At 59.7% G+C, this 12,454-nt stretch carries 16 protein-coding genes; 8 read left to right on the top strand and 8 right to left on the bottom strand.

Annotated features, from left to right (window positions below; translation table 11 throughout):
- Window positions 1-134: 134 nt before the first annotated feature.
- Window positions 135-989 (top strand): bifunctional methylenetetrahydrofolate dehydrogenase/methenyltetrahydrofolate cyclohydrolase FolD, encoded by an 855-nt coding sequence (gene folD, locus M0746_RS07425; protein WP_208940568.1) that lies wholly within the window; start codon window positions 135-137, stop codon window positions 987-989.
- A gap of 229 nt (window positions 990-1,218) precedes the next feature.
- On the top strand, window positions 1,219-2,157 hold the full coding sequence (gene pbpG / locus M0746_RS07420) for a D-alanyl-D-alanine endopeptidase (protein WP_208940567.1): 939 nt from the start codon (window positions 1,219-1,221) through the stop codon (window positions 2,155-2,157).
- A gap of 55 nt (window positions 2,158-2,212) precedes the next feature.
- Here the strand turns inward: pbpG and M0746_RS07415 are convergent, their stop codons facing one another.
- From M0746_RS07415 to M0746_RS07405, 3 genes are all read right to left on the bottom strand, one after another.
- The gene (locus M0746_RS07415; RefSeq protein ID WP_258448663.1) at window positions 2,213-2,419 is read right to left on the bottom strand and encodes a hypothetical protein; all 207 of its coding nucleotides are present in this window, start codon (window positions 2,417-2,419) and stop codon (window positions 2,213-2,215) included.
- A gap of 11 nt (window positions 2,420-2,430) precedes the next feature.
- A complete protein-coding gene (locus tag M0746_RS07410; RefSeq protein WP_208940565.1) occupies window positions 2,431-2,634 on the bottom strand; it encodes a DUF6021 family protein in 204 nt (67 codons plus the stop codon).
- A gap of 90 nt (window positions 2,635-2,724) precedes the next feature.
- Window positions 2,725-3,396, bottom strand: coding sequence for a peptidase C39 family protein (locus M0746_RS07405; protein WP_258448662.1), 672 nt, complete (start codon window positions 3,394-3,396; stop codon window positions 2,725-2,727).
- 232 nt (window positions 3,397-3,628) lie between these two features.
- Between M0746_RS07405 and M0746_RS07400 the strand changes: the two genes are divergently transcribed.
- A complete protein-coding gene (locus M0746_RS07400; protein ID WP_258448661.1) occupies window positions 3,629-3,796 on the top strand; it encodes a hypothetical protein in 168 nt (55 codons plus the stop codon).
- Window positions 3,797-4,036: 240 nt separating this feature from the next.
- Here the strand turns inward: M0746_RS07400 and M0746_RS07395 are convergent, their stop codons facing one another.
- Both M0746_RS07395 and M0746_RS07390 read right to left on the bottom strand, forming a co-directional pair.
- On the bottom strand, window positions 4,037-4,786 hold the full coding sequence (locus M0746_RS07395; protein ID WP_203418679.1) for a TerC family protein: 750 nt from the start codon (window positions 4,784-4,786) through the stop codon (window positions 4,037-4,039).
- Window positions 4,787-4,816: 30 nt separating this feature from the next.
- Window positions 4,817-5,059 (bottom strand): hypothetical protein, encoded by a 243-nt coding sequence (locus M0746_RS07390; RefSeq protein WP_258451448.1) that lies wholly within the window; start codon window positions 5,057-5,059, stop codon window positions 4,817-4,819.
- Window positions 5,060-5,192: 133 nt separating this feature from the next.
- Between M0746_RS07390 and nhaR the strand changes: the two genes are divergently transcribed.
- A complete protein-coding gene (gene nhaR / locus M0746_RS07385; RefSeq protein WP_208940561.1) occupies window positions 5,193-6,092 on the top strand; it encodes a transcriptional activator NhaR in 900 nt (299 codons plus the stop codon).
- Here nhaR and M0746_RS07380 read toward each other — a convergent pair.
- The gene (locus tag M0746_RS07380; RefSeq protein ID WP_093100186.1) at window positions 6,087-7,244 is read right to left on the bottom strand and encodes an MFS transporter; all 1,158 of its coding nucleotides are present in this window, start codon (window positions 7,242-7,244) and stop codon (window positions 6,087-6,089) included. The genes nhaR and M0746_RS07380 overlap by 6 nt on opposite strands.
- A gap of 309 nt (window positions 7,245-7,553) precedes the next feature.
- Between M0746_RS07380 and sstT the strand changes: the two genes are divergently transcribed.
- Window positions 7,554-8,786, top strand: coding sequence for a serine/threonine transporter SstT (gene sstT / locus M0746_RS07375; protein WP_208940559.1), 1,233 nt, complete (start codon window positions 7,554-7,556; stop codon window positions 8,784-8,786).
- Between the two features lie 183 nt (window positions 8,787-8,969).
- Here sstT and M0746_RS07370 read toward each other — a convergent pair whose 3' ends face one another.
- Window positions 8,970-9,479: a DUF1993 domain-containing protein gene (locus tag M0746_RS07370; RefSeq protein WP_208940558.1), complete on the bottom strand. Its 510-nt coding sequence runs from the start codon at window positions 9,477-9,479 to the stop codon at window positions 8,970-8,972.
- Window positions 9,480-9,604: 125 nt separating this feature from the next.
- On the opposite strand from M0746_RS07370, the gene M0746_RS07365 reads away from it, so the two are divergent.
- Window positions 9,605-10,249, top strand: coding sequence for a YceH family protein (locus M0746_RS07365; RefSeq protein WP_258448660.1), 645 nt, complete (start codon window positions 9,605-9,607; stop codon window positions 10,247-10,249).
- A gap of 69 nt (window positions 10,250-10,318) precedes the next feature.
- Here the strand turns inward: M0746_RS07365 and M0746_RS07360 are convergent, their stop codons facing one another.
- Window positions 10,319-11,137 carry a shikimate 5-dehydrogenase gene (locus tag M0746_RS07360; protein WP_258448659.1) on the bottom strand — a complete coding sequence of 273 codons (819 nt, stop codon included), beginning with the start codon at window positions 11,135-11,137 and terminating at the stop codon, window positions 10,319-10,321.
- 255 nt (window positions 11,138-11,392) lie between these two features.
- On the opposite strand from M0746_RS07360, the gene M0746_RS07355 reads away from it, so the two are divergent.
- Window positions 11,393-11,749, top strand: coding sequence for a hypothetical protein (locus M0746_RS07355; protein WP_090284519.1), 357 nt, complete (start codon window positions 11,393-11,395; stop codon window positions 11,747-11,749).
- A gap of 494 nt (window positions 11,750-12,243) precedes the next feature.
- A complete protein-coding gene (locus tag M0746_RS07350; protein WP_016984641.1) occupies window positions 12,244-12,438 on the top strand; it encodes a hypothetical protein in 195 nt (64 codons plus the stop codon).
- Window positions 12,439-12,454: the final 16 nt, after the last annotated feature.

The following is a 12,454-nucleotide window of genomic DNA, read 5'->3' as shown; positions in this document are numbered from 1 at the left end:
CAAATCCTTTTTGAAAAAAATTCATTTAATTAAAGGAGTTAGAGGAATTTGCTGACCAAGCGCCTTTGCCCTCACCGCTCGACATGCGAGAATGCGTTCTCATTTTTTCCCCTCTCGATGGTTAATCACGCGCAATGACTGCACAACTAATCGACGGCAAATCGATCGCCGCCAGCCTGCGCCAGCAGATCGCCCAACGAGTTGCCGAGCGGCGCCAGCAAGGCCTGCGCACTCCCGGCCTCGCGGTGATCCTGGTCGGCAGCGATCCTGCCTCTCAGGTTTATGTCTCGCACAAGCGTAAAGACTGTGAAGAGGTTGGCTTCCTCTCGCAAGCCTACGACCTGCCCGCCGACACCACGCAAGACGCGCTGACCGATCTGATCGATCGCCTCAACGACGACCCGGCAATCGACGGCATCCTGTTGCAACTGCCATTGCCCGAGCATCTCGACGCGTCGAAACTGCTCGAGCGCATCCGCCCGGACAAAGACGTCGACGGTTTCCACCCGTACAACGTCGGTCGCCTGGCCCAGCGCATCCCGCTGCTGCGTCCGTGCACGCCCAAGGGCATCATGACCCTGCTGGAAAGCACCGGTGCCGATCTGTACGGGATGGACGCGGTGGTCGTTGGCGCGTCCAACATTGTTGGCCGCCCGATGGCGATGGAACTGCTGCTGGCCGGCTGCACCGTCACCGTCACTCACCGCTTCACCAAGGATCTGGCCGGCCACGTCGGCCGTGCCGATCTGGTGGTCGTGGCCGCCGGCAAGCCGGGCCTGGTCAAGGGCGAGTGGATCAAGCAAGGCGCGATCGTGATCGACGTCGGCATCAACCGTCAGGATGACGGCAAACTGGTTGGTGACGTTGTCTACGAAACCGCCCTGCCCCGCGCCGGCTGGATCACTCCGGTGCCCGGCGGCGTCGGCCCGATGACCCGTGCCTGCCTGCTGGAAAACACGCTTTATGCGGCAGAAACCCTGCACGCCTGAGTGACATTTTCAGCACTGAAAGAACCCGCCTTGTGCGGGTTTTTTATTGTTTGAGAAAAAACTGTAACCGTTCGCCGGAAACCCCTCTTTTTACAGGCCTTTTCACGAGATTTTCAGGTCGTTCAAACAACCATCGACAGATCTTCAGCCATACTCCTAGAATGCGACCCTTTGAAGAAATAACCCGTTACAAACTAACGGAATATCCAACCTTTATGAGTTCGCCCGCGTGAAAATTCGTCTTTCGATCCTGAGCCTGTTTTTCGCATTCACAGGCACATTCATCACGCCAACGATCAACGCCGCGGAAACCACCGCTGCCCCGCGCGACGCCTCGACCCTGAAGATCGCCTCCGGCAGCGCCCTGCTCATGGATATGCAGACCAACAAAGTCATCTACTCCAGCAACCCTGACGTGATCGTGCCGATCGCCTCCGTCAGCAAATTGATGACCGGACTGGTGGTGGTAGAAGCGCGGCAGAACATGGACGAATGGATCAATGTCGACATCAGCAACACTCCGGAAATGAAGGGGGTGTTCTCCCGAGTCAAACTCAAGAGCGAACTGCCGCGGCGCGAGATGCTGCTGATTGCCCTGATGTCCTCGGAGAACCGCGCGGCGGCCAGCCTCGCCCACCATTATCCGGGTGGCTACGCCGCGTTCATCGCAGCAATGAACGCCAAGGCCAAGATGCTGGGCATGACCAGCACACACTTCGTTGAGCCAACGGGCCTGTCCGAGCGCAACGTTTCCACCGCACGCGACCTGAGCAAGTTGCTGGTTGCTGCACACAAATATCCGCTGCTGAGCGAATTGACCACCACCAAGGAAAAAACCGTCGCCTTCCGCAAACCCAATTACACCCTGGGTTTTCGCAACACTGATCACCTGGTCAACAAGGCAGACTGGGACATCATGATTACCAAGACCGGCTTCACCAATCCTGCCGGCCATTGTCTGGTATTGGTGACGAAGATGGCCAATCGTCCGGTGGCACTGGTGATTCTCGACGCATTCGGCAAATACACGCATTTTGCCGACGCCAGCCGCATTCGCAGTTGGGTGGAGACCGGTCGCAGCGCGGCAGTGCCGGCGGTGGCCCAGCAGTACAAGGCGCAGAAAAACCTCAAGTCGCGCCAGAGCGGCGTGGTCGAAGCCTCTAAATAAGCGTTTCGCACAGGAAAAAGCCCCGAATCTTCGGGGCTTTTTTTCGTCTGCCGGATCAGTCGTTGGGCAGCGGCATCTTGTCGTCATCGGGGATGCCATCGCCCGCAGCTGGATCGCGTGACGGCTCGGGAGTCAGCACATTCGGCCGCGCCAACGGGTCACGCAGCGGGCTGTCCGGATCGAGCACCGGGTCGACGTCTGACTCGGGCGTGGTCGGCACGCTGTCCGGTTTCTGGTCATCGAAGCTTGAATCGGTACTCATACGCACCTCGCTCAGGGTTTCAGATCGCCCAACGGGTCGTAGGCTTTGCCGGGTTTGCGCTGCTCATCGTCGGGTTTTTCATCCAACGGAGCCTTCGCGGGGCCGACCGGGTCCACCTGCGGATCATCGAGATCGGGCGAATCCGGATCGAACCCCAGGTCATCGCCTGAAGAATGTTCGGAAGAATGTGGGCCTTTCGGGGATGAATCTGCCATGTGCGCCTCCTGGTGCGCCCGCAAAATCACGGGCTCTACGCATAGGAGGCGAGCCGGGCGCAGTCGTGCCCGGCAAGTGACGAACGGAGCCTAGTGCGCCGCGAGCGCCTTGCGCGCCTGTGCCGCTTCGTTTTCCTGACCGGCCTGGGCCAGCGCATCGGCCGCCTTCAGCCAGCGTTGCTGATCAACGGCTGCGGGGATCTGCGAAGGCTTCTGGATCAGAATGGCCCAGCCGCCGGACTTTTCCAGCGCCGACTCGAAGGCACTGAAACTCATCAGTTGCCGACGGTTCATCCCGGCGCGCAACAGCACGTTCTGCTTGTTGCGATCGTAGCCGGAGAGAATCGCATAGCGCGGCTCGGCCCAGAACGCCGAACCTTCGCTGAAGCGCACCATCACCGGATAACCGGCGGCCACCTGGGTCAACAGCGCTGGAAGATGACTGTCCAGCGGGTAGACCACCATGCCGTATTCACGGGCGAGATTTTCCATATTGCGCTGCAACTTGTCTTCAGCGCCGGGCAAGTGCAACGGTTTTTCCAGCAGACCCGGCGTGATCACGATGCCCTGCTGCGACAACAGACTGGCCAACACCTGCGGCCCGCTCTGATTGGCTTCGCCGCGGTAGAACGTGCCGCTCAGCTCGACCCGCTCCGGCAGACGCTTGACCTCTGGTGCAACCATGCCTGCGCAACCGTTCAAAACTGCCGCACCGACGGCAATAAGCAGCGCCGCTCGCACTCGGGAAAATAGCTGGACCATCATCACTCTCTGTTCACACGCCGGTCTTCGTGTTCCGGCAACGCTGCGATCATAGGGCCGCGACCGCCTGCGGTATAGCCTTTAACCGCAGACCAGGCAATTGCATAGAGCGAACTGATTGGTCGCCAGCGACCTTTGGTCAATAGCCTGAAACACCCCATTGGCTAGACTGTCAGTGAAACAGAGCGAATTGAAAAGTGTGCGCCCGCTGCAGGGCGAAGAGGAGGCACTGATGAGCCTGACCATGACCATCGTGATGTTGATTGCCGGCTGGCTGGCTGTGGCGACTGCCATGCTGTGGGGGGTGTTGCGGATTTCGCGGCGGCATCATCATCCGGTTCAGCGTGCGCCTGTTGAGAAAAGCGGGGAGCACCGTGGGCGGCATGTGACCGCGCACTAAGATCAAGAGCCCCTCACCTAGCCCTCTCCCAAGGGGAGAGGGAACTGACCGGGGTGTTTATTCGAAGTACTCCAAACTTTGCTACCGAGCCGAACTCAGGATTTGAAAGCCCCCGAATCGGCCCCCTCTCCCTCGGGAGAGGGCTGGGGTGAGGGGCGGATTTCAGATAAAACACACAATATCAAAGCAAAAAAAACCGCCTGAGCCCAAAAGCCCAAGCGGTCTTGACGCTGCCAGCCATTACGCCTGCTGAGCAACCTTCTTCTGTTTAGCCCGGCGCGACATCATGTTCAACACTTCGATACCCGCCGAGAACGCCATCGCCGCGTACACATAACCTTTCGGTACGTGGGCGCCGAAGCCTTCGGCGATCAGGGTCATACCGATCATGATCAGGAAGCCCAGGGCCAGCATTACCACGGTCGGGTTGTCGTTGATGAACTTGGCCAGCGGGTCAGCTGCCAGCAGCATCACCAGCACCGACACCACTACCGCGATGATCATGATCGGCAAGTGTTCGGTCATGCCGACAGCGGTAATGATGCTGTCGATCGAGAACACCATATCGAGCATCAGGATCTGACCGATCGCCGCAGCGAAGCCCAGGGTCACGGTCGAGGTCGCGGTCTTCGGATCTTCCGGGGCCGGGTCCATGCTGTGATGGATCTCGGTGGTGGCTTTCCACACCAGGAACAGGCCACCGGCGATCAGGATCATGTCCTTCCAGGAGAACGCCTGGCCCAGAATTTCGATCACAGGCTCGGTCAGCTGCACGATGAAGGCGATGGTGCTCAACAGCGCCAGACGCAGAATCAACGCCATGCCGATACCAATTCGGCGAGCCTTCTGCCGATGTTGCTCGGGCAGCTTGTTGGTCAGGATCGAAATAAAGATCAGGTTATCGATGCCGAGCACGATTTCCATTACCACCAGTGTGGCCAAAGCAACCCAGGCGGTGGGGCTGGCGGCGAGTTCTAACAGATATTCCATGGGTCAGTCCTGACTCTGTGTAAGACGGGGTTAGATAGTCTTGGAGGAAGATTCGGATTCTTCCGTTTGTTTTTCCGGTGTTTCCTTTTTCTGAATCAAGCCACCGGTGGCATCGCTGAGCGCTTGCTCGGCAGCCTTATGGGTGTCGTCGATCGCTTGCTTGGCGGTTTCAGCCGCCGCGCCCATCAATTGCTGAGCGCTTTTTTCGGCCTGATCGCAACCGGCCAGAAACAGTAAAGACGCAAACATCAGCGCAGGAAATGTGTATTTCATAATGATTCCTCGAATAAACCAGCGCGGCACGCAGAGCAGCCGTCGATGGCTGGGCATTCTAGGCAGGCGAACACTTCAGGAAAATTCGTATTTTTAGCGGCTATACTTCGGTTTTCACGAACTGAAGAACGCCATGCTCAATTACCGTCAACTGCATTACTTCTGGGTTGTCGCCAAGACCGGCAGCATCGTGCGCGCCTGCGAGCAACTGAACCTGACCCCGCAAACCATCAGCGGGCAGATTTCTCTGCTCGAACAGACCTACGGCATTGAGTTGTTTCGCCGCGTCGGCCGGCAACTGGAACTCACCGAAGCCGGGCGTCAGGCCCTGCCCTACGCCGAACAGATGTTCCAGCTCGGCGGCGAACTCGAGTTGATGCTGCGCGCGCAGCCCAACGAACAGCAGATCCTGTTTCGCGTGGGGGTCGCCGACGTGGTGCCCAAATCCATCGTTTATCGTTTGATCGCGCCGACCATGGAGTTGAGCGAACCGCTGCGCATCACCTGCCGGGAAGACAAACTCGAACGCTTGCTCGCGGATCTGGCGATTCAGCGTCTCGATCTGGTGATTTCCGACAGCCCGATGCCTTCGCACCTCGACATCAAGGGCTACAGCCAGAAACTCGGTGAATGCGGCATCAGTTTTTTCGCCACCGCCGAACTGGCGGCGACTTACGGTCAGGATTTCCCGCGCAGCCTGCACGGCGCACCGCTGCTGATTCCCGGCGCGGAAACCGTGGTGCGCAGCCGCTTGCAGCGCTGGTTTGCCGAACAGCAGATCCAGCCGCAAATCGTCGGCGAATTCGATGACAGTGCGTTGATGCAGGCGTTCGGCCAATCCGGCAGCGGGATTTTCATTGGTCCGAGCGTGATTGCCGATGAAGTGAAGCGCCAGTACGGCGTCGTGGTTATTGGCCAGACCGATGCGGTGACCGAGTCGTTCTATGCCATCTCGGTGGAGCGCAAGGTCAAGCACCCAGGCATCGTTGCGATTACCGAGGGTGCCCGACGCGAGCTGTTTACCACCTTATGAAGCGCAGGCTTCGCGCGGCTTCAAGGTCATCAGCACCATGGCGAGGAACACCGACAGCAGGATAAACCCGGCAGCGGCAAAGCCGAGGAAACCGAGGCCGGCGCTGTCGATGACCCGACCGCCGATCATCGCGCCCAGACCGATGCCCAGATTGGCCCCGGCGATGTTCAGCGAGGCCGCGAAGGCCGGCGCTTCCGGTGCGGCCTTCATCAGGCGCACGTGGCTGACCAGGAACAACGCCGCCTGGGTCACGCCCCAGATGGCCATGGCCACGGCCAGGCCCAACGGTGAATGAATGTTCGGCACCAGCGAGACCATGCCAGCGATCATGAACGCACAGAACAGCACCGAAGCGCCGAGCGGGTGCCGGTCCACCGCACGGCCGCCCAACGAGTTGCCGATCAGCCCGACCGCACCGAAGCCCATCAGGCACCAGCCGACCACGGTGCCGTTGAACCCGGCCAGCCGTTCAAGAATGTCCGCCAGATAGGTGTAAGCGGTGAACATGCCGCTGAACACCAGGATCGACAGCAGTACATGGCCGAGCATCAACGGGCTGCGCAGGATCTTGAACTGCGAACGGAAGCTGACTTGATGTTGATGCAGACTGGTTTTCGGCAGATACACGAATAGCAGCAGAGCCTTGGCAAACGCGACCACCGCGAGAATCGCGAAAGCCGTGCGCCAGCCGAAGGCGTCAGAAATCAGCGTGCCGACCGGGATGCCGAACACCGTGGCGCAGACAATGCCGAAACCGATCTTGGCGATCGCGCGACCGGCGAAATCCGGGCCGACGATATCCACCGCCGTCTCGCTGGCCAGCGCCCAGAACACCGGCAACCCCAGCGCCGGAATCAATCGGGCAACGGCCATGACCCAGATATTCGGCGCCAACGCCGCGACGGTATTGGCCAGGCCGAACATGATCAGGATGCTGATGAACAACTTGCGCCGTTCGAAACGGGCGAAATACGCAGTCAGGAACGGGCCGAACATCGCCACGGTAAACGCGAACAGCGTCACCAGTAATCCGGCTTGGGGAATGGTGACTTCAAGATCGCGGGCAATCGCCGGCAACAGGCCGACGATAACGAACTCCGTGGTCAGCACCGTGAAACCGGCAGCGGACAACAGAAGAATAGGCAACAGCATGCGCAACTCCAGCAAAACGACGACACCAGCGATGGCCTTGAGGCCCGCTGGCGAAATTTGAAAATGAGGATGGCGCAGCTTAACAGAGAGTGCCCCGAGCTGACTTGCACAAACCTGTCTGATTGGCCGATCAAACGGGTGGCAGATCGTCACATGCCTGAGGGATAAGGCCTACGCTGTGATAAAGTCCGCGCCCTGCAAAACGTACAGCTTGTTCAGCGGCCGGTTTTTGGCGCTGATGTCGATTCGACACTCGGTTCGTGCCTGCCCACGCAACCTCGCACCCTATAAAAAACAGAGATGCCGTTCATGACCGCCTCATCCCCTTCTCTCCTGCAACGCTTGAAAAAACTCAGCCTGGTGACCCAGATCGTGATCGGCCTGATCGCCGGTATCGCCCTGGCGCTGCTTGCTCCGGAAGCTGCCAAGTCCACCGCGTTCATCGGCAAGGTGTTTGTCTCGGCGTTGAAAGCCGTGGCGCCGATTCTGGTGTTCGTCCTGGTGATGGCCTCGATCGCCAACCACAAGCATGGTCAGGAAACCCACATCCGGCCGATCCTGTTTCTGTACCTGCTGGGTACTTTCAGTGCGGCGGTGGTGGCCGTGGTTGCCAGCATGGCGTTCCCGTCCCATCTGGTGCTGTCGACCGAAAACGTTGCGGTCAGCGCACCGGGCGGGATTGGTGAAGTGCTGCAAAGCCTGCTGTTGAGCGTGGTCGATAACCCGGTCAACGCGCTGATGAACGCCAACTTCATTGGCATTCTGGCGTGGGCGATCGGCATGGGCATCGCGATCCGCCACGCCGGCGATACCACCCGCGAAGTGCTGGGCGACTTGTCCAACGGCGTCACGGTTATTGTTCGCGTGGTCATCCGCTTCGCGCCGCTGGGTATTTTCGGTCTGGTCGCGTCGACGCTGGCCACGTCCGGTTTCGGTGCACTGCTCGGTTACGCGCACCTGCTCGCGGTGTTGCTCGGCTGCATGCTGTTCGTGGCGTTGGTGATGAACCCGCTGATCGTGTTCTGGAAGCTGCGCCGCAATCCTTATCCGCTGACCCTCCAATGCCTGCGCGAAAGCGGTATCACCGCGTTTTTCACCCGCAGTTCGGCGGCGAACATTCCGGTCAACCTGGAACTGAGCAAGCGCCTGGGCCTGCATGAAGACACCTACTCGGTGTCGATCCCGCTGGGCGCGACCATCAACATGGCCGGCGCGGCGATCACCATCACCGTACTGGCCCTGGCCGCGGTGCACACGTTGGGGATTGCCGTGGACATTCCGACGGCGATTTTGCTCAGCGTTGTTGCGGCGATCTGCGCGTGTGGCGCTTCGGGCGTGGCCGGTGGCTCGCTGCTGTTGATTCCGCTGGCATGCAGCCTGTTCGGCATCCCGAGCGAGATTGCCATGCAGGTGGTGGCGGTCGGTTTCATCATTGGCGTGCTGCAGGATTCGGCGGAGACTGCGCTCAACTCGTCAACTGACGTGCTGTTTACCGCAGCGGCTTGCCTGGGTGAAGAAGCGAAGGCCCAGCGTACCGCCTGATATTTACGGCACCCCGATCATTCCCACGCTCCGCGTGGGAATGCCTCAACGGACGCTCCGCGTTCGGCTCGAAAAGGGACGCGGAGCGTCCCGGGCTGCATTCCCACGCGGAGCGGTGGGAACGATCAAATGAAAAGCCCGCCTCGGTGTGAACCTTGGCGGGCTTTTTTGTAGCTGGCTGTTTTAGAACGCGCCCATGTAATCGCGCTTGCCCACTTCCACACCGTTATGACGCAGCAATGCATACGTGGTGGTGACGTGGAAGAAGAATTGCGGCAGACCGTAAGTCAGCAGATACGACTGACCACTGAAGCGCTTCTCTTTTGGTGTGCCGGGACGGGTGACGATTTCAATGCCTTCCTTGCCATCGATCTGCTCTGGCTTGATCTCGCCGATAAAGGCCAGAACCTTGGCGATCAGGGCTTGCAGCTCGGCGAAGGTGGTTTCGCTGTCGTCGTACTTTGGCAGTTCGACTTCAGCCAGACGCGCCGACACGCCTTTGGCGAAGTCGACGGCGATCTGCACCTGACGCGTCAGCGGAAACATGTCCGGGTACAGACGCGCTTGCAGAAAGGCGTTCGGGTCGATGTTTTTCTCGCTGGCGTGGGCTTCAGCCTTTTTCAGCACATCGCTCAGGGCGTTGAGCATTTGTTGAAAAACCGGGACGGATGCGGCGTACAGGGAAATGGTCATGGCAGTCTCGTGTGATGGCTGGGTGGAACAAGGTGGCGATTATAGCCATGCTTGATGACCACACGGCTTGCCTTTTGTTGGGCAAGGATTAGGCTAGGCGCCTTCGACTGCAGAGGGAACGCGCGATGACCACCGAACCAGAATCCAGCTCCGAACAGCCACGGCTCAACGCCACGGAAATCCGCATCCTCGGCTCGCTGATCGAGAAACAGGCGACCAGCCCGGAAAGCTATCCGCTGACCCTCAATGCGCTGGTGCTGGCCTGCAACCAGAAAACCAGCCGCGAACCGGTGATGAACCTGACTCCGGGCCAGGTCGGCCAGAGCCTGCGCGCCCTTGAAGGCAGCGGTTTTGCCAAGCTGGTGATGGGCAGTCGCGCCGATCGCTGGGAGCACAAGGTCGACAAGGCGCTGGAGCTGGTGCCGGCGCAGGTGATCTTGAGCGGGCTGATGTTTCTGCGCGGCCCGCAAACCGTCAACGAGCTGCTGACCCGCAGCGGCCGCATGCACGAGTTCGAAGACGCCGAACAGGTCGTGCATCAGCTCGAGCGCCTGATTGCGCGCGGTTTGGCGGTGCTGATCCCGCGTCAGGCCGGCCAGCGCGAAGACCGTTACACCCATGCCCTGGGCGATCCGGCGGACATCGAGGCGATCATCGCCGCGCGGCAGAATCCGGTGGAGCGCTCGGTGAGTGGCGTTTCGGTGGAGCGCATCGAAGAACTCGAAGCACGGATCGCCGCACTGGAAGAGCGCCTGGCGCGCCTCGAATAAACAGCACCGATCCCATTGTGGGAGCTTGCCTGCAAGCGATGAGGTCCGCCCCGCCACCGCAAGACTTAATCAGCTACGCGCAAACGCTACCGCCGCGGCAAACTGCGCTTCATTCGGGCGCACGCCGGTGTACAGCACAAACTGCTCCAGCGCCTGGATCGCAATCACTTCCAGTCCGGTGATGACCCGTTTGTCCTCGGCCCGAGCGCGCACGATCAACGGCGTTTCCGAGGGTATCGCCACCACATCGAATACTGTCTGCGCAGACTTGATGACTTCCGGCTCAAACGCCAGTTGCCCCGCTTCCGGCCCGCCGTCCATCCCGACCGGGGTCACGTTGATCAACATCTGCGGGCGCTCCTCGCCCAACTCTGCCTGCCAGCGATAGCCCAGCGAGTCCGCCAGCGCACGCCCGGCGCGCTCGTTGCGGGCGACGATCAGGCCGTTCTTGTAGCCGCCGTCGCGCAAGGCACTGGCCACCGCTTTGGCCATGCCACCGCTGCCACGCAGGGCGAAGGTCGATTCCTTGGGCACCGCATGGCTCTGCAGCAACTGGGCGACGGCGATGTAATCGGTGTTGTAGGCCTTGAGGTGGCCGTTGGTGTTGACGATGGTGTTGATCGACTGGATCGCTGCTGCCGAGGCGTCCAGTTCGTCGACCAGCGCAATGCAGGCTTCCTTGAACGGCATAGATACGCCGCAACCACGAATGCCCAGTGCGCGAATCCCGCTCACGGCGCCGGTCAGGTCTCGACTGCTGAAGGCCTTGTAATAGAAATTCAGGCCCAGCTGTTCATACAAATGGTTATGGAAACGCAGACCGAAATTGCCGGGCCGCCCCGACAGGGACATGCACAGCTGGGTGTCTTTGTTCGGGTTCATCTGCATGAAACTTCTCCTTCAAACGCACTTTCGGATAGACGGGATTAGCCAGCCCTGCGGGTTCTGAACGATCATGGGCCGTGTTTTAGAGGGCTTTCGCGGCGATCGTTCAACCGGGTAAAGAAACCGCTACAGACCTTACACAAAATTTACCCAGCGGCTGTGCTGATTTTGCCGATTTCACTGTCTCAGATGTATCCCCGCGACAATTGTGGGCCTGGTGCAGGCCCTGCCGCCGGGTCGAAGAACCGAGGATTTATCATGATTCGTAAACTTCCCATTATGGCTTTGTTGATCGGCGCGCTCGCGGTCACGGGTCAGGCAGAAGCGGGTGGTGGCCACGGCTGGCAAGGCCCTGCAGTGTTTGGCGCGATCGTCGGCTCGGCCATCATCGGCTCGGCACTGATCAATCAGGATCGGCCGGTGTATGTGCAGCAACCGGTGTATGTCCAGCCGCAGCCGGTTTATGTGCAGCAGCCGCCACCACCGGTTTATTACCAGCCGGCGCCGGTTTACGTGCAGCAACCGGTTTACGTGCAGCCCGCTCCCGTTTATTACGGCCCGCCTCGCGGGTATTACGGTCGGCCGCATGGGTATTACGGCGGTCCGCGCTGGTAACCGATACACGGAGCCCCGCTTTTTCAAGCGGGGCTTTTTTGTGGAGAGTGTGCGATCGGCTTTGGATTTGCGGTGGATTCGCCCCTCACCCCAGCCCTCTCCCCAAGGAGAGGGAGCCGATCTTCGTTGGCTTCGAATTTTGCGTTCGGCTCGGCATCTCGCATCGACGCATCTCTCGCATCCGCTTCGGTATCTCACGTCTACGTACCTCTCGCATCCCCCGCGATCAGTCCCCTCTCCCTCTGGGAGAGGGTTAGGGTGAGGGGCTTTTGATCTTTGACGGCGCACTTGCGATGGGCATTCGACCATTCGTCGCCCAACGTCTGAAAAAAATCTCGCCAAGGTCGCTGCGAGAACAGTTTATGCAGCTAAAGTCGGCATGATTGACTCGACCGTCATGGGCATTTCCACGAAACGGTCATGGTTTTGTCATGACGGAGCCGCAATCTGAATCCGTCCGCAAACAACAGGTTGATAACAACAAGGACGAGAATATGCCAACACAAAACCCGCACCGCATTGTCGGCCTGTGCACCTCGAGCAAGGTGTACAGCGCGCTGACCGAGCTCAAGCACCTGGAAGGTCACCGCTGCGCCAAGTTTCTTTCGCTGCTGGCGGAGAATCTGGTGCACAAAGGCTTGCTCAATGAGCGCGAAGTCATGCACATGCTCGATCAAGTGGTCGATTGAGGCAGTCCTCAACCGC

Source organism: Pseudomonas sp. S11P7, from assembly GCF_023195435.1.
Classification (GTDB): Bacteria; Pseudomonadota; Gammaproteobacteria; order Pseudomonadales; family Pseudomonadaceae; genus Aquipseudomonas; species Aquipseudomonas fluorescens_G.
The sequence above is the reverse complement of the archived record's forward strand: the minus strand, read 5'-3'. Positions and strand labels throughout refer to the sequence as shown.